Annotated in this window: 13 protein-coding genes; 6 read left to right on the top strand and 7 right to left on the bottom strand. The window is 73.1% G+C overall.

Annotated features, from left to right (window positions below; genetic code table 11):
- Positions 1 to 39 precede the first annotated feature (39 nt).
- Positions 40 to 846: a sugar phosphate isomerase/epimerase family protein gene (locus tag K1T35_RS44165; RefSeq protein ID WP_220257596.1), complete on the bottom strand. Its 807-nt coding sequence runs from the start codon at positions 844 to 846 to the stop codon at positions 40 to 42.
- Positions 843 to 1,946, bottom strand: a complete 1,104-nt coding sequence (locus tag K1T35_RS44160; protein ID WP_220257595.1) for a zinc-binding alcohol dehydrogenase — start codon at positions 1,944 to 1,946, stop codon at positions 843 to 845. The genes K1T35_RS44165 and K1T35_RS44160 overlap by 4 nt, the downstream gene beginning before the upstream one ends.
- 185 nt (positions 1,947 to 2,131) lie before the next feature.
- Between K1T35_RS44160 and K1T35_RS44155 the strand changes: the two genes are divergently transcribed.
- Genes K1T35_RS44155 through K1T35_RS44140 form a run of 4 tightly spaced genes read left to right on the top strand, consistent with a single transcriptional unit; the run spans position 2,132 to position 6,647 of the window.
- Entirely contained in the window at positions 2,132 to 3,517 is a 1,386-nt protein-coding gene (locus K1T35_RS44155; protein WP_220257594.1) for an ABC transporter substrate-binding protein, read from the top strand.
- Positions 3,514 to 4,533, top strand: coding sequence for a carbohydrate ABC transporter permease (locus K1T35_RS44150; protein ID WP_220257593.1), 1,020 nt, complete (start codon positions 3,514 to 3,516; stop codon positions 4,531 to 4,533). The genes K1T35_RS44155 and K1T35_RS44150 overlap by 4 nt, the downstream gene beginning before the upstream one ends.
- The gene (locus K1T35_RS44145; protein ID WP_220257592.1) at positions 4,533 to 5,447 is read left to right on the top strand and encodes a carbohydrate ABC transporter permease; all 915 of its coding nucleotides are present in this window, start codon (positions 4,533 to 4,535) and stop codon (positions 5,445 to 5,447) included. The genes K1T35_RS44150 and K1T35_RS44145 overlap by 1 nt, the downstream gene beginning before the upstream one ends.
- Before the next feature lie 3 nt (positions 5,448 to 5,450).
- On the top strand, positions 5,451 to 6,647 hold the full coding sequence (locus K1T35_RS44140) for an ROK family transcriptional regulator (RefSeq protein ID WP_255621332.1): 1,197 nt from the start codon (positions 5,451 to 5,453) through the stop codon (positions 6,645 to 6,647).
- Positions 6,648 to 6,793: 146 nt separating this feature from the next.
- Here K1T35_RS44140 and K1T35_RS44135 read toward each other — a convergent pair whose 3' ends face one another.
- Positions 6,794 to 8,674, bottom strand: coding sequence for a glycogen debranching N-terminal domain-containing protein (locus K1T35_RS44135; protein ID WP_220257591.1), 1,881 nt, complete (start codon positions 8,672 to 8,674; stop codon positions 6,794 to 6,796).
- A gap of 100 nt (positions 8,675 to 8,774) precedes the next feature.
- Between K1T35_RS44135 and K1T35_RS44130 the strand changes: the two genes are divergently transcribed.
- Positions 8,775 to 9,491, top strand: coding sequence for a PIG-L deacetylase family protein (locus K1T35_RS44130; RefSeq protein ID WP_220257590.1), 717 nt, complete (start codon positions 8,775 to 8,777; stop codon positions 9,489 to 9,491).
- Between the two features lie 11 nt (positions 9,492 to 9,502).
- Complete coding sequence (gene menD / locus K1T35_RS44125; protein WP_220257589.1) at positions 9,503 to 11,122, top strand: 2-succinyl-5-enolpyruvyl-6-hydroxy-3-cyclohexene-1-carboxylic-acid synthase; 1,620 nt, start codon at positions 9,503 to 9,505, stop codon at positions 11,120 to 11,122.
- A 32-nt stretch (positions 11,123 to 11,154) separates the two neighbouring features.
- On the opposite strand, the gene K1T35_RS44120 is transcribed toward menD, so the two are convergent.
- The 4 genes from K1T35_RS44120 to K1T35_RS44105 are packed head-to-tail and all read right to left on the bottom strand — an operon-like array spanning position 11,155 to position 15,225.
- The gene (locus K1T35_RS44120; protein ID WP_220257588.1) at positions 11,155 to 12,081 is read right to left on the bottom strand and encodes a PfkB family carbohydrate kinase; all 927 of its coding nucleotides are present in this window, start codon (positions 12,079 to 12,081) and stop codon (positions 11,155 to 11,157) included.
- Complete coding sequence (locus K1T35_RS44115) at positions 12,078 to 13,517, bottom strand: cytosine permease (protein WP_220257587.1); 1,440 nt, start codon at positions 13,515 to 13,517, stop codon at positions 12,078 to 12,080. The genes K1T35_RS44120 and K1T35_RS44115 overlap by 4 nt, the downstream gene beginning before the upstream one ends.
- Positions 13,514 to 14,521, bottom strand: coding sequence for an ADP-ribosylglycohydrolase family protein (locus tag K1T35_RS44110; RefSeq protein ID WP_220257586.1), 1,008 nt, complete (start codon positions 14,519 to 14,521; stop codon positions 13,514 to 13,516). Before K1T35_RS44110 ends, K1T35_RS44115 begins: the two co-directional genes overlap by 4 nt.
- Positions 14,518 to 15,225, bottom strand: coding sequence for a GntR family transcriptional regulator (locus K1T35_RS44105; RefSeq protein ID WP_220257585.1), 708 nt, complete (start codon positions 15,223 to 15,225; stop codon positions 14,518 to 14,520). The genes K1T35_RS44110 and K1T35_RS44105 overlap by 4 nt, the downstream gene beginning before the upstream one ends.
- Position 15,226: the final 1 nt, after the last annotated feature.

The raw sequence follows: 15,226 nt of genomic DNA, 5'->3' as shown, positions 1-15,226 counted from the left end.
TGCCCTGGGCGGCCCGCTCCGCGCTTCTCGAACACATTCTCATTCACCGCCGGCCCCCGCGGCGCGCAGGGTGGCGGCGGCCTTCGGCAGTGCCTGCTCGGCGGGACCGGACAGCCGGCACTCCGCGGCCAGGTCGCCCGCATAGCCGATGCTCGCGAGCGCGGCGACGAACGCGGTCCAGTCCAGGTGCCCGGCGCCCGGCTCGAGCCGGTTGGAGTCCGACACCTGCACGTGGTGCAGCCGGTGTGCGGCGGCGACCAGCGCGGCCCGCGGGTCGGCCTCCTCGATGTTCATGTGGTACGAGTCCGCCACAACGCCCACGCTGTCGAGGCCGGTGGCCTCGGCGAGCTCCACGGCCTGCTCGAGGCGGTTGACCATGTGGTCCTCGTAGCGGTTGAGCGGTTCGAGCAGGATCCGCACACCCTCGCGCTGTGCGTGCTCGCCCAGTGCGCCGAGGGCGTCGAGCAGCACGGCCCGGTCGCCCGCCTCGTCGCGCGGCGGCTCGAACGGGGGCAGCCGGCGGGAGAACATCCCGTACGCCGCCGGCGTCATCGCCGCGGTGCCGCCGATCTCGGCGATCACCGACAGCTGGGTGCGCATGTTCTCCAGCGCGTCGCGCCTGCGTTCGGCGTCGAAGTCGCCGATGAAGTGCAGCATCTCCACGCACACCGTCGGCAGCTCGATGCCGTCGCGTCGGGCGCGTCGCAGCTCAGTAAGACGCTCGCGGATCCGGTGCCCGCCCTGGCCGCGCAGCTCGATGCCGTCGTAGCCGAACGCCTGCGCGGCGTCCCACTTCTCCTGCAGCGTGTCGCCGGGCAGCAGCTGCTCCTGGCAGGTGAGCCTCATGAGGCGCTCCGGAGGTCGATGGTGGGGTCGGGGCGGAAGTCGAGGACGACCTGCAGTGCGGATGCGGGGTCGGCGTCCAGCAGTGCGTAGGCGTCGGCTGCCAGCGGAGCCGGCACGACGTGGCTGACCAGCGGCAGCACGTCCACGCGGCCCGCGGCGACCAGCTCGATCACGGTGCGGTGCAGCCGCTCGGGGCTCCAGCGCTGCGCGATCCCGAGCGGCGCCGACGAGATCTGCGAGGAGACGATCTGCACGCGGTTGTGGTGGAACTCCTCGCCGAGCCGCAGCCCGAGCCCGTCGCCCTGGTAGAAGCCGGCGGCCACCACCCGGCCGCCGACCGCGCAGCCGCGCACGGCCTCGTGCAGCGCGCGGTAGGAGCCGCTGATCTCGATGCAGACGTCGGCACCGCGGCCGCCGGTGAGCTCCTTGATCCGCTCGCCCACGTCGTCGGCCACGGGGTCGAGGACGTGCTCGGCCCCGAACGCGGCGGCCTGCTTGCGGCGGCCCTCGATCCCGTCGACGGCGATGACCTCCGCGCCGCTGCCGACGGTGAGCTGGGTGGCGATCAGGCCGAGCACGCCCTGGCCGAACACGGCGACGGTCTCGCCGATGTGCACGTCGGCGGCGAGCACGGCGTTGAGCCCGACGGCGCCGACGCGGGCGAACGTGCCTGCCAGCGGGTCGAGGCCTGCGGGGAGCACCCGGCCCTCGACCTTCTCGACCGGCAGCACGACCTCGCCGGAGTGGCTCCACAGGCCCCATACGGTGGCGCCGAGCAGGGCCTCGTCGACGTCGGTACCCAGCTCGACGACCTCGCCGGCCTCGCTGTAGCCCCAGGCGGTGTTCGGGTAGGCGTTCACGGCCGCCTCGTCGACGAACAGCCTGCGGTCGGGATCCCAGCGCCGGTCCAGGTGCGGGTTGGTGCCGCGGTACAGCGTGAGCTCGGTGCCTGCGGAGATCCCGGAGTAGAGGGTGCGGATGCGCACGTGGCCGGGCGGGACGGGGGGTCGTGGCGTGCGCAGCACTTCTACCCGGCGGGGCCCGGTGAGCGCCACCACGAGCTGGTCCCCGTCGGCGGGCTCTCCTTCGGCGACATCCATGCAGTTGACCTCGTGTTCTCCGCGTTTCGATCGGCGTTTATGACGCTAACACTACGCGTATTACGAGTAAGTATCAGGCAAAAAAAGACCCGCTCAGCGGTTGTGGATCAACGGATCGAGCGGTTCACTGGCGGCGCGCTCGAAGCGCCGACGCAGCAGCCGAGGGGGAACAAGGGATGAGAACTGTGACCCGCCGTGTCGGAATCGCCGTCGGGCTCGTCGCCGTCATGGCCGTGTCGGCCTGCGGTGGCGGGGGAGGCGATGGCGGCGGTGACGCGAACGCGATCACCGTCTGGACCACCGACACCTTGCCCGACCGGGTCGCCGCCACCCAGGCGATCATCGACCGCTTCACGCAGCAGACGGGGATCCGGGTCGAGCTCGTCGGGGTGGAGGAGGACCAGTTCAACCAGACCCTGACGGCCTCGGCGGCGGCAGGCGACCTGCCCGACGTGATCGGCTCGATCCCGCTGTCGTCGGTGAACACCCTCGCCACCAACGACCTGACGAACAGCGACGCCAACAAGGCCGTGATCGACGCCCTCGGCGCCGGCACGTGGAACCAGCCCGCGCTGGAGCTGACGCGCGAGGGCGACCGGCAGCTGTCGGTGCCGAGCGAGGCGTGGTCGCAGCTCGTGTACTACCGGCGGGACCTGTTCGACGCGGCCGGCCTGCCCGCCCCCACCACCTACGACGCCCTCCTGAATGCCGCGCGGACCCTCCACACCCCGCAGCGCGCGGGCTTCGTCGGCGCCACGGCGCCGGGCGACGCGTTCACCCAGCAGACGTTCGAGCACGTTGCGCTGGCCAACGGCTGCGAGATGGTCGACAACGCCGGTGAGATCACGATCGACAGCCCGCAGTGCGTCGCGGCGTTCGACTTCTACCGCCAGCTGATCAGCGATTACTCGGTGCCGGGCACCCAGGACGTCGATACGGTCCGCGCCAGTTACTTCGCGGGCCAGGCCGCGATGGCGGTCTGGTCCACGTTCCTGCTCGACGAGCTCGCCGGACTGCGTGACGACGCCATGCCCAGCTGCCCGGAGTGCACGGGCGACCCCCGGTTCCTGTCCAGCAACACGGGCATCGTGGCCGCGTTGCAGGGTCCGGACGGCACCCGGCCAGCGCAGTTCGGCGAGGTGATCTCGTGGGCGATCACCGCAGAGGCCACCGTCGAGCCCGCCCAGCGGTTCGTCCAGTACATGATGAGCGACGGGTACGTCGACTGGCTGGCGTTCGCGCCGGAGGGCAAGTTCCCCGCCCGGACGGGCAGCGCGCCCGGTTCAGAAGAATTCGTCGACCGGTGGGAGACCCTTCCGATCGGCGTGGACCGCAAGGCGCCGATGACGGAGATCTACCCGCAGGACGTGCTCGACGCGCTGCAGACCGGCCCCGACGAGTTCTCCCGGTGGGGCTTCCCGCAGGGGCAGGGCGAGCTGATCGGCGCCTCGCTCGGCGAGCTGCCCGTGCCTGCCGCCGTGGCGGCGGTGACGAGCGGTGGCAGCGATGCCCAGGGCGCCGCGAAGCAGGCAGCCGACGCGCTGCGCACGATCCAGGACACCCTCCGGTGAGCACGGGAACTGGCCTGGGGCCGGTGCCGACCGCCCCCAGGCGCGATTCCGGCAGCCCTGACCGGCCCCGGCGCGGGTCGGGGAACCGCACACTCGCCAGCTCGGACGCACGGGCCGGGCTGGCGCTGATCTCCCCGACGCTGGTCATCGTCCTCGCGATGGTCGTCGTCCCGATCATCTGGACGGTGCTGCTGGCGTTCCAGCGGCTGCGCCTGCTCAACCTGCGCAGCTCGGGCCTGTTCGGCGAGTTCACGCTCGGCAACTTCGACAACGTGTTCAGCGCGCCCACGTTCTGGAGCGCGCTGGCCACCACCCTCACGTACTCCGTGCTGGGTACGGCGGGAGCTATCGGGCTCGGCCTGGTGGCCGCGCTCGCCCTGCGCAGGCCGTTCCGCGGACGCGGGTTCGTGCGGGCGGTGATGCTGCTGCCGTACGTTGCGCCGATCGTCGCGGCGACGTTCGCGTGGTCCACGATGCTCAACCCGCAGTTCGGCGTCGCGAACTTCTGGGGCACCCGGCTGCTGGGCTGGGACGAGCCGATCGCGTTCCTGTCCCAGCGCAGCAGCGAGATCTCGCTGTTCGGGCTGTCGATCGGGGTGCCGACCGCGCTGCTCACCGTGATCGCCTTCGAGGCGTGGCGGTCGTTCCCGTTCGCGTTCCTGTTCCTGACTGCGCGGCTGCAGGCGGTGCCTGCCACGCTCGAGGAGGCCGCCACCGTGGACGGCGCCACGCTCACCCAGCGCTTCCGCTATGTCGTGCTCCCGCAGCTCCTGCCGACGATCGCCGTGCTCGCGGTGCTGCGCTTCATCTGGACCTTCAACAACTTCGACGACATCTACCTGCTCACCGGCGGGGGCGCAGGCACCGAGGTGGTGGCGGTCTCGGTGTTCAACGCCCTCACCGCCCGCGGGGATATCGGCGGTGCGGCGGCCCAGGCGCTCGTGCTCGCCGCGATCCTCGCCGTCCTCATCGGCCTCTACCTGTGGCGATTCGCGCCGCGCGAGGAGCGATCCTGATGGCGACGGTCACCGAAACCGCGGCTCCCGCCGCGATCCGCCGGAGTTGGAGCCGCGACAGCGTCGAAACCCGGGTGTTCGGGGTGCTGCGGATCGTGACGATCGTCCTGCTCCTGATCATCACGATCTTCCCGTTCTACTACATGGGCCTGCTGTCGCTGCGCCCCCTCGACCGGGTGCTGCAGGATCCTGGGGCGCTCTGGGTGCCGCCGTCCGAGGTGAGCCTCGGCAGCTACGGAAGCGTGGTCGCCCCGCCGAGTGCGGGCGGTCAGGGATTCCTGATCTTCATGGCCAACAGCGCGCTCGTCGCGTTCGGCACGGTGGCGCTCACCCTCCTGGTCGCGCTGCCCGGCGCCTACGCCGTGAGCCGCCTGGAGTTCTTCGGCCGCAGGCAGATCAGCGTGCTGTTCCTGGCCGTCTACCTGTTCCCGCCGATCCTGCTCGCCGTCCCGCTGTTCGTGTTCTTCACCCGGATCGGGCTGCGCGGCACGCTCATCGGGCTGTTGATCGTCTACATCTCGCAGGTAGTCGCGGTGTCGATCTACATGCTGCGCAACTACTTCGACACCGTCCCGGTGAGCCTCGAGGAGGCGGCCGCGATCGACGGGTGCTCGCGGCTGGGCGTCATGTGGCGGATCAGCCTGCCGTTGGCCATGCCGGCGATCATCGCGAACGCCCTGTTCATCTTCATGATCGCGTGGAACGAGTTCCTGTTCGCGCTGCTCTTCCTCATCGAGGAGCGGGAGCGCTGGACCGTGTCGCTCGGTCTGTCCCAGTTGGCCGGCAGCATCGAGATCCCGACCACCGTGCTGATGGCGGGCTCGGTCATCGTGACGATCCCGATCATCGTCGTGTTCTTCGCGAGCGAGAGACTGCTCACCGAAGGGCTCACGGCGGGAGCCGAGAAGGGCTGAGCGGTGTCCGTGATCGACCCGGAGCGGGTCGCGTCCGGCAACCCGGTCTCGGCGGGCCGGCTGCTGCTGCTCGTCCGGCGGGGCATCGCGACCACCCGCCGCGAGCTGATCCGGGTCACCGGGCTGTCGCGGTCGACGGTCACACAGCGGGTGGACGCGCTGCTCGGCGCGGGGCTGCTGCGCGAGTCCGCCGGTGAGGCCGAGGGTCGTGGCCGGCCGGCAGGCGCCCTCTCGTTCGACGATGCCTTCGGGCATGTCCTCGTCGCGGGCGTGCACCGTGACCGGGTCGAGCTCACCGCCGTCGACCTGGCAGGGCGGGAGCTGCGCCGGCGGGTGTTCGACATGCCGGTCACGGCCGGGCCGGAACCCGTGCTCGGCGCGGTCGAGACCGAGCTGGACCGGCTACTCGCCGACTCGGGCATCGACCCGGCTCGCACCGTGGCGCTCGGCGTGGGTGTGCCCGGACCGGTTGACGTCGCCGTCGGACGGGTCATGCAGCCGCCCGTGATGCCCGGATGGCACGACTACCCGCTGCGCGACCGGCTCGCCGAGCGAATGGGCGTGCCGGTCTTCGTCGAGAACGACGCCAACCTGATGGCACTCGGCGAGCAGCGCGCCAACTGGCCGAGCGTGCCGTCGCTGCTGCTCGTCACCGTCGGCAGCGGCATCGGCGCCGGGATCGTCATCGACGGGCGGCTCTACCGCGGCATCGACGGCGGGGCCGGCGACATCGGCCACATCCGGATGTACGGCCACGAGGAGCGGTGTGCGTGCGGCGCGGTGGGGTGCCTCGCCGCCGTCGCGTCCGGGGACGCGCTCGCGCGCCGGCTCGCCGCCATGGGAAAGGACGTCTCCGGGGTCGACGACGTACGGCGCCTCGTCCACGAGGGCGACCCCGACGCGATCGCGGCCGTCCGGACGGCGGGCCAGCTCGCGGGTGAGGTGCTCACCACCGTCGTCTCGGTGCTGAACCCCGAGATCCTCGTGCTCGCGGGCCAGATGTCCCAGACGAACGAGTACTTCGTCACGGGCATGCGCGAGCTGATCTACCAGCGCTCACTGCCCAGGGCCACCCGCCGCCTCCGCGTGGTGAGCACGACGCTCGGCGAGCGTGCGTCCGTGGTGGGGATGACGGAGCTGGCGGTCGACGAGGTCTTCGCCCCCGATGCCGTCGACGCCCGCCTCGGCACCCCCCGCTGACGCCGCGACTCGCGCGCACCCAGAACGCGACTCGTGCGCCCGCAGAACGCGACTCGCGGAATGTGGGCTCCGTCCCTTCCGCGAGTCGCGTTATCAGTGCGCGCGAGTCGCGGTCTGGGTGCAGCTGAGTCGGGGTGGGCGTGCCTCTACTGCGGCGTGGCCCATGCGGGGACGACGCCTGCGTCGAGGTAGGACACCACCGCGAGCGCGCCGGCCGCGGCCCATGCCTGGGGGCGGCAGGCCGTGGGGTAGCTGACGGCCTCGCCGTCGATCTCGGCGTAGAGCTCGGGCAGCCGGTCGTCGAAGTCACGGGCCGCGGCGACCAGCCCCTCGCCGAGCGAGCGGGCGATCCCGTGCCGACCGATGCCGGCGAGGCCGAGCACGGCGATCGCCGTGTCGTGCGGCCACACGGAGCCGCGGTGGTAGGTCAGCGGGTCGTAGCCGCCGTTGGTGCTCGAGAGGGTGCGCAGGCCACGGCCGCCGTCGAGATCGGGGCGAGCGAGCCGGTCGGCGACGAGCTGGGCCTCGTCTGCGTCGAGGATCCCGGTGGTCAGCAGGTGGGCCATGTTGGACGCCGGTCCGGTGACCGCCCGGCCGTGCCCGTCGAGCGCGATGGCCGGGTAGCGGCCGTCCAGGTCGTCGATCCAGTACGTCGCGCGGAACAGGGCGGCCAGCCGGTCGGCCCATTGCGCCCACTCGTCCGCGCCCGGCCGGTCGAACGCCGCGAGCAGCGCGGCTCCGCCGCGGGCGGCCGCATACGCGTAGCCCTGCACCTCGCACAGCGCGAGCGGCTGGGCGGCGATCGTGCCGTCGGCCCAGCGCACCGCGCCCGGGGAGTCCTTCCAGCCCTGGTTGGCCAGGCCACTGCCCGACGTGCGGCGGTAGCTGAGGAAGCCGTAGTCCCCCGCGGTGCGCTTGATCCAGCCGAGCGCGGCCTCCAGGTGCGGGAGCAGCGCGGCGACCTCGGCCTCGGGCAGTCCGGCCCGCCATGCGTCGTGCAGCAGGCAGCACCACAGCGGGGTGGCGTCGACCGTGCCGTAGTAGCTCGGCGGCAGATCGAGCCCGCCTGCCTGCAGCCCGTTCGGCCGGAACTCGTGGATGATCTTGCCGGGTTCTTCCTCGCCGCGCGGGTTGCTGACCTGGCCCTGACGCCGCGCAAGCACGCGCAGCGTGCCGCCCGCGAGCTCGGTGGACAGCGGCAGCATCATCCGCGCCGTCCAGAGCGAGTCGCGTCCGAACAGCGTGCAGAACCAGGGGCTTCCCGCCGCGGCGAACCGGTCGGCAGGGTCGATCGGGTCGGCGAGCAGCAGGCCTTCGAGATCGGCGAGGCTGCGCCGGACCAGGCTGGCGCGCTCCCCTCCCGCTGCGTTCTCGTCCAGCCGCCATTCGAGCGGGGCGGCAGGCCGGAAGTCCTCCGGTCCGGCCTGCGACGGCGCGAGGGTGATGTGCAGCATCCAGCGCTCGCCAGGCGCGAGACACAACGGCCAGGTCAGGACGGCGTCGGGGCCATCGGTGCCGATCTCGCCCGGGGGCGGTGCCGAGGTGAGTGACGCGGCCACGTCTCCGCGGGACCAGCGGATCTCGCTTCCGTGAACGGTGGGTGGCACCTCGGTGAGCGGCGCGCCGGACTTCACGACCGGGGTGGCGGACATGTCGCTGCGCGCGAGCAGGACGAGCCGCAGGTCGACGGGGGCGCTCGCGGAGTTGTGCAGCGTGATCTCCTCGACCGCGGTGCGGTCGGCGATCCGGCGCTCCCGGCGCACCTGCACGCCGGGCAACTCGCCCTCGAACCACGCGCGGCCGGCCCCATCGAGGCCGGCCGCCGCGAACCGGAGATCGACGCCATCGACGCCGATCTCCAGGCGATTGCAGTAGCGGGTGTCACCCACGTAGAAGCCCTGCGCGCCCTCGGAACGGACCTGGCCGTCGGGGTCGGAGAGCAGCTCCGCAGGCGCGGCGAGCACCGTGAGGAGGTGGTCGAGGATGGTCTCGCCGGGCCGGTCCGTGGCCGGTCGTGTGGCGGTCATGTGATCAAAGCTCCTGGTCCGGGCACGCGTCGTGCCCCCCTCGTGCAGTCGACGCTACGCCCCGCGGCCGATGTGGCCGCCGGGAGGGCAGGATCGCCGTATGTCCGATCATTTCCAGCCATTCCCGGAGGATTTCGAGCGCGGGCTCGCCGTCGTCGCCCATCCGGACGACCTCGAGTACGGCGGCGCGGCCGCCATCGCGCGCTGGACAGCACAGGGCCGCCACATCGCCTACCTCCTTGCCACCCGCGGAGAAGCGGGAATCGACACCCTCCCGCCCGCGGAGTGCGGGCCGTTGCGGGAGGCCGAGCAGCGTGCGGCGGCAGCCGAGGTCGGGGTCGAGGTCGTGGAGTTCCTCGACCATCCGGACGGGCTGATCACCTACGGCGTGCCGCTGCGCCGCGACATCGCGGCCGCGATCCGCCGGCACCGGCCCGACGTGGTGATCACGGTCAACCACCACGACACCTTCCCGGGCGGGCACTACAACATGGCCGACCACCGCGCGGTCGGCCAGGCCGCCCTCGACGCCGTGCGGGACGCGGCGAACCGGTGGCTCTTCCCCGAGGTCGGCGAGCCGTGGAACGGCGTACGCCAGGTACTGGTGCTGGCATCGCCGCTCGCCGGCCACGCCGTGGACATCGCGGAGCAGTTCGACCGCGGGGTGGCCTCGCTGCGGGCCCACAAGGCCTACCTCGATGCGCTCGGCGGTCCCATGAGCGACCCGGAGGCGTTCCTGCGCGAGAGCGCCGAGGAGGCGGCCGCCCACCTGCCCGGCTCCCGCCTCGCCACGGCCTTCCAGGTCATCGCCACATAGGCTCTCGTCCTGTGAACCCGTCGACGACCCATGCGCGGCTGGTCGTCGACGAGCTGATCCGCTGCGGCGTCACCGACGCCGTGCTGTGCCCCGGCTCGCGCAACGCGCCGATGTCGTTCGCGCTGCACGCGGCGGACGCGGCCGGTCGGCTGCGGCTGCACGTCCGGATCGACGAGCGCACGGCCGGCTTCCTCGCGCTCGGGCTCGCGTTGCGGTCGGGGCGCCCGGTACCGGTCTGCACGACGTCGGGCACGGCCGTGGCGAACCTGCATCCGGCGGTGCTGGAGGCGTCGTACGCGGGCGTTCCGCTGCTGGTGCTGAGCGCCGACCGGCCGCCCGACCTGATCGGCACCGGCGCCAGCCAGACGATCGAGCAGGCCGGGCTGTTCGGCGGCGCGGTACGGCTGGCCGTCAACGCCGGGGTGGGCGGCGACCCCGCCCGGGTGCGCTCGTTCGTCGACCGGCTGGTCGCGGCGGCCACCGGCGCCCCGCCCGGCCCCGCGCACCTGAACCTTCCCTTCGCCGATCCACTGGTGCCCGACGGCCCCGGCGAGGCTCCGGCGGGTCGGGCGGACGGCGGCCCGTGGACGCGGGTGACGCCCGCCGCCCGGCAAGCGGATCCGCTGCCGCTCGACCCGTCGGCCCCGACGCTCGTCATCGCCGGTCACGGCGCGCCGGACGACCTTCTCGACCTGCCGGTCCCCGTGGTCGCAGAGCCCGCGTCGGCCGCATGGCCGGCCGCGGTGCGCACCGGCCCGTGGTTGCTCGGGGCCTCAGCCGCGTTGCGGCCTGCCCAGGTCGTCGTGGCGGGCCGCCCCACGCTGCACCGCTCGGTCCAGCGGCTCCTCGCCGACCCGGGCGTCGCGGTCCACGCGCTCGCCGACCCTCGCGGCATGCCGTGGACGGACGTGCCGGGCAGCGTCCGCGCGGTCGGGAGCCTCCCGCCGCTGCGTCCCGACCGGTCGTGGACGGATCGGTGGCGCGCCGCGGACGCCGCGGCCGCGGACGCCCTCGACAAGGCCTTCGACGACCCCGCCGCCCCCGGCGGGCTGCGCCTCGCCCGGGAGCTGGTGGCCGCGCTGCCGCCCGGCGCGCAGCTGGTGCTCGGCTCGTCCAACCCGGTGCGCGACGTGTCGCTCGCGGCCGTGCCGCGCCCGGACCTCACGGTGCTCGCGAACCGGGGTGTCGCCGGTATCGACGGCACGGTCTCCACGGCGGTCGGCGCCGCCCTCGTGCACGACGGCCCCGCGTTCGCCCTGCTCGGTGACCTGACGCTCCTGCACGACACCACCGGCCTCGTCCTCGGACCCGACGAGCCCCGCCCCGACCTCACGATCGTCGTCCTCAACGACGAAGGCGGCGGCATATTCACCCTGCTCGAGCAGGGTGACCCGGTGCACGCCGCCGCGTTCGAGCGGGTCTTCGGCACGCCGCACGGTGTCGACCTGGCCGCCCTGTGCGCGGCGACCGGCACCGGTCACGCCCTGGTGGAGCTGCCGGATCTCGCCGAGGCGCTGGTCCCGGCACCCGGGCTGCGGGTCGTCGAGGTGCGGGCCGATCGCCGCGAGCTACGCGAGGGCCACGCACAACTGCGCGATGCGATCGACGCGGCGTTGGCCCATGGGTCGTGAGCGGATAGGCGAGCTATAGCGCGCGTATCCACTCACGAGGTGGTCGTGGCGAGTAGCAGGTCTACCTCGGCGCGGGTGGGGGCGGTGGCGGGGCCGGGACGCGTCACCGCCAGTGCGGCCGCGGCGTTCGCGCGGGTCGCGGCGGCGGCGAGGTCCGTCCCGCGCAGCAGCTCGGCGGCGAGCACGCCGCAGTGCGCGTCGCCCGCGCCAGTGGTGTCCACGGCCTCCACCGGGATGCCCGGGACGTGGGTCGTGGTGCCGTCGCGGGTGACGAGGCAGCCGGCCGCGCCGTCCCGGACGATCACGGCCGCTGATGCGGGAACGCGCCGGGCGAGCTTCGCCGACGCATCCCACCGGTCGGTCTCGCCGGTGAGGATGCGTGCTTCGCGGGCGTTCGTGGACAGGATCGACGTGCGTTCCAGCAGCCGGCTCCATGCGGCGATGTCGATCTCCCCGACGAGCGGGCCAGGGTCGACGAGCACCGTCGGTCCGTCGAGGTTCTCGAGCCGGTCGAGCAGCACGGCTGCCTTGTCCGGCACGAGCAGGCTGTATCCGCTCACGTAGACGACGTCGGCAGCGGTGACCGGCACGGCGGCGAGTGCCGCTGCGTCGACGCTCGACTCGGCCCCGCTGCCCGTCACGAACGTGCGTTCGCCGGTGCCATCCACGAGCACGACGCAGATCCCGGTGTCCGCGCCCGGTGCGGGTGGGAGCGCGGCCGTGATGCCCTCGGCGGCCAGCGCGGCCCGCGCGAGGTCGCCGAACCGGCCGTCGCCGTGCCCGCCCGCGTACACGACCTCGGCTCCTGCCCGCGCGGCCGCCGCCATGACGTTGAACCCGCCGCCGGGCTGGAGGTCGGTGTGCGAGGCGAACACGTCCCCGCCGACCGGTGGGAGCCCCTTCACCCGCATCACGAGGTCGAGGATGACCTGGCCGGTGTGGATCAGCCGGCCGGTCATCGCCGGGCCCCGCCCAGCACGCCGTAGATCCCCGCGGCGACGACGAAGGTGACCACCCAGCCGAGGCCGTTCTCGCCGAACCAGCTCCCGGCGAGCGGGCCGCTGAACCACGGCGCGTCCGACGGGCCCGCGGTGACGAACAAGTAGCCGATGACGATCGCCGCGGCCCATGCCGTGACCGCGCGCCACTCGACGCCACCGCGGTACCAGTACGCGCTGGTCCGGCGCACGTCCATCAGCGCGACCGGGTCGTAGCGGTCGCGCCGGAGCATGTCGGTGGCGAACACCCCGACCCACGCCGTGATCGGGACGGCCAGGAGGCTGATGAACGCGATGAACGGGCCGTAGAAGTCGTCGGCGACGAGGATGAAGTAGATCGCCCCCGCGAACGTCACCACCACGTCGACGACCACGGCGTATACCCGCGGCATCCGCAGGCCAAGCGTCAGCGTGGTGAGCCCCGCGGAGTAGACGGACAGGTGGTTGGACAGCAGCAGCCCACCGAACGCCGCCACGAGGTACGGCACCGCCATCCAGGCCGGCAGCATGGCGCGGATGGCGGCCACCGGGTCGCCCGCGTCGGCGAGCGTCGGGTCGCCGGCGGCGAGCATGCCGCCCAGCGAGATCAGCAGCACCAGCGGGATGCCGGCGCCGGCGGCCGCGGAGAGCACGAGCGAGCCTGCCGTCACGCCTGGTGCCTGGTAGCGCGAGACGTCGGCCGAGGCGTTCGCCCACCCGATGCCGGTGCCGGCCGCGATGATGCCGATGCCCGCGATCATCGTGCCGACGGGCGCGGGAGTGGCCGCGCCGACCGCCGCCCAGTCGACGGTGGCGACGAGGAACGCGCCGACCACGATGTTGAGCGCGCCGAAGACCCACGTCGCCCAGCGCTGCACGGACACGAGCACGGCGTGCCCCAGCCCCGACACCACCACCGTGAGCAGCACGAACACCGCGATGCACGCGACCGTCAGCCACGGGTGGTCGGTGGCGGCGGGGCCGGCGCCGAACAGGATCGTGCACAGCGAGAGCAGCGCGAACGCCGCCGTCGTCGTGTTGACGGTCTCCCAGCCCAGCCGGGAGATCAGCGAGACTGCTGTGGGGCCGATGTTGCCGCGCGCCCCGAAGACGGCCCGCGACAGCGTCAGGCCGGGAGCGCCGCCGCGGCGGCCCGCGATCGACACCGCCCCGACGATCGCGAACGAGCCGACGGACCCGATGGCCGCGACGACCACGGCCTGCCAGACGGTGAGCCCCAGCGAAACGAGGGTGGCGCCGAGCGGCAGCCCGAGGATCGAGATGTTGGCGGCGAACCACACCCAGAACAGCTGGGCCGGGCGCCCGTGGCGCTCGTCGGCAGGCACCGGTTCGATGCCGCGCGTCTCGAGCGCGGCTTCGACTCTGCCGGTTGTGGTGCTCTCGCTGGTGGCGGTCATGGTCGACTCCCGTGCCGGAGTTCGAGCAGCCCGTCGGCGACGGGTGCCATGTCGAGGCCGTTCACCCGCGCGACGGTGTCGAGCAGGTCGGCGGGCAGCCCGCCAACGCCGTGGTGCGCGCCGAGCACGGCGCCGCAGATCGCGGCGATCGTGTCGGTGTCGCCGCCGATCTCGGCCGCGAGGGTGAGCGCTTCGAGTGGGTCGCCGCCGAGCGCCTCGGCCAGCGCGAACGCCGCCACCACCGACTCCTGCGCCGCTACCGAGGTGCCGATCACGTCCGCGACGGCGTCGGCGAGATCGGCGCGGTCCCGGCCGCGCACGAAACCGCGGGCCCACCGGATGCGCGCCGCGATGTCGCCGCCCGCGGCCCAGTGGCCCCTCGGGGCGCCGGCAGCCGCCGCGCGCTCCGCTGCGTCGAGGGCGGTGCACAGGTCGTCGCCCGCGACGCCCGCGGAGACGGCGGCTGCCACCGCGGCGGCCGCTGCGATCCCGATCGAGGAGTTGTGGGTGATCCGGCTGGCCTCCACGACCGCGTCGAGCAGCGCCTTCTCGTCGATGTGGGGGACGGCGATCCCCACGGGCGTCACGCGCATCGCGGCGCCGTTGGTGGTGCCGTCGCGGCCCGCCTCGTCCGGTGGCTCGCCCGCCCGCAGCCGCTGGATCGCGCGCTTGGTCGACGGTCCGAGCAGGTCGGCGGAGCCCCGGCGGACCATGTCGGCCTCCCACCGCTCCAGTGCGTCGGCGAACGTGGCCGCGTCGACGCGCCCTGACCCGTCGATCAGCAGCCGGGCGAGCAGAAGCGCCTGCTCCGTGTCGTCGGTGATCGAGCCTGCCGGCATGCCCGGTGCGATCGGCTGGTCGGGCGCGGCGTCGAGCAGCGTGGTGACGCGCCCGTACCGAGACGCGATCCGCTCCCGCGACATCGACTGCGTGGGCATGCCCAGCGCGTCGCCGATGGCGAGGCCGGCCAGCGCCCCGATCGCCCGGTCCCGCTCGGTCGTCATCGCTCGCCGAACGTCAGGTGGAACCGGAAGCGGGCCGGGTCCAGGAGGCTCTCGACGTGCTCGACGAGGGCTCCTTCGCTGGTCAGCGTGGTTCGGATGGAGTGGAGGAACAGCTCGCCTGCGGAACGTTCGAGCAGCGCGGCCGCCTCGCCGTCGAGCGGGGCGGTGGCGATGAACTGCTCTCCGTTCGTGCCGCTCAGCCCGGCCGCCCGCAGCGTCGCCGTGATCGAGCCGTCGACGAGGCCGCGCTCTGGCAGGTCGGCGAGCGCGCCCCCGGCGGGAACGGCGGAGGTCTCCAGCGAGACCGGATCGGCCGCGCTGCGGCGCAGCCTCCTGATGGTGACGAGCGGGCCATGGCGATCGACCAGCTCAGGGGGCCCACCGCGCTCGACGCCGAGCAGCTCCACGGTGACGTCCGAACCGGCATCCGCGAGGGCGCGGGCCCAGCCGACGCTCTGGTCGAGCGCCACCCCGTCGAACGTGACGAACGATCCGACGCCGGTCTCGGTGGCGATCAGGTTGCGGCGCTGCAGCTCCGACAGCGCGCTGCGGACGGTGCCGCGGCTGACCTGGTACGTGGCTGCCAGCTGGTTCTCACCCGGCAGCCGCTCGCCCCGCGCCAGCCGGCCCGACCTGATCCGCTCGGCCAGGTCCTCGACCAGCCGGGATCGTTTGCTGAACCCCACCTGTCCAGTCATGTACATA

The sequence above is a fragment of the Pseudonocardia sp. DSM 110487 genome, assembly GCF_019468565.1.
Lineage (GTDB): Bacteria > Actinomycetota > Actinomycetes > Mycobacteriales > Pseudonocardiaceae > Pseudonocardia.
This window is presented reverse-complemented; position numbering and strand designations above follow the sequence as displayed.

Coding starts and splice junctions, on each gene's coding strand:
- K1T35_RS44160 (WP_220257595.1), bottom strand. CDS start 1,946: ATGGATGTCGCCGAAGGAGAGCCCGCCGACGGGGACCAGCTCGTGGTG.
- K1T35_RS44105 (WP_220257585.1), bottom strand. CDS start 15,225: ATGTACATGACTGGACAGGTGGGGTTCAGCAAACGATCCCGGCTGGTC.
- K1T35_RS44115 (WP_220257587.1), bottom strand. CDS start 13,517: ATGACCGCCACCAGCGAGAGCACCACAACCGGCAGAGTCGAAGCCGCG.
- K1T35_RS44130 (WP_220257590.1), top strand. CDS start 8,775: ATGTCCGATCATTTCCAGCCATTCCCGGAGGATTTCGAGCGCGGGCTC.
- K1T35_RS44120 (WP_220257588.1), bottom strand. CDS start 12,081: ATGACCGGCCGGCTGATCCACACCGGCCAGGTCATCCTCGACCTCGTG.
- K1T35_RS44165 (WP_220257596.1), bottom strand. CDS start 846: ATGAGGCTCACCTGCCAGGAGCAGCTGCTGCCCGGCGACACGCTGCAG.
- K1T35_RS44145 (WP_220257592.1), top strand. CDS start 4,533: ATGGCGACGGTCACCGAAACCGCGGCTCCCGCCGCGATCCGCCGGAGT.
- K1T35_RS44135 (WP_220257591.1), bottom strand. CDS start 8,674: ATGACCGCCACACGACCGGCCACGGACCGGCCCGGCGAGACCATCCTC.
- K1T35_RS44110 (WP_220257586.1), bottom strand. CDS start 14,521: ATGACGACCGAGCGGGACCGGGCGATCGGGGCGCTGGCCGGCCTCGCC.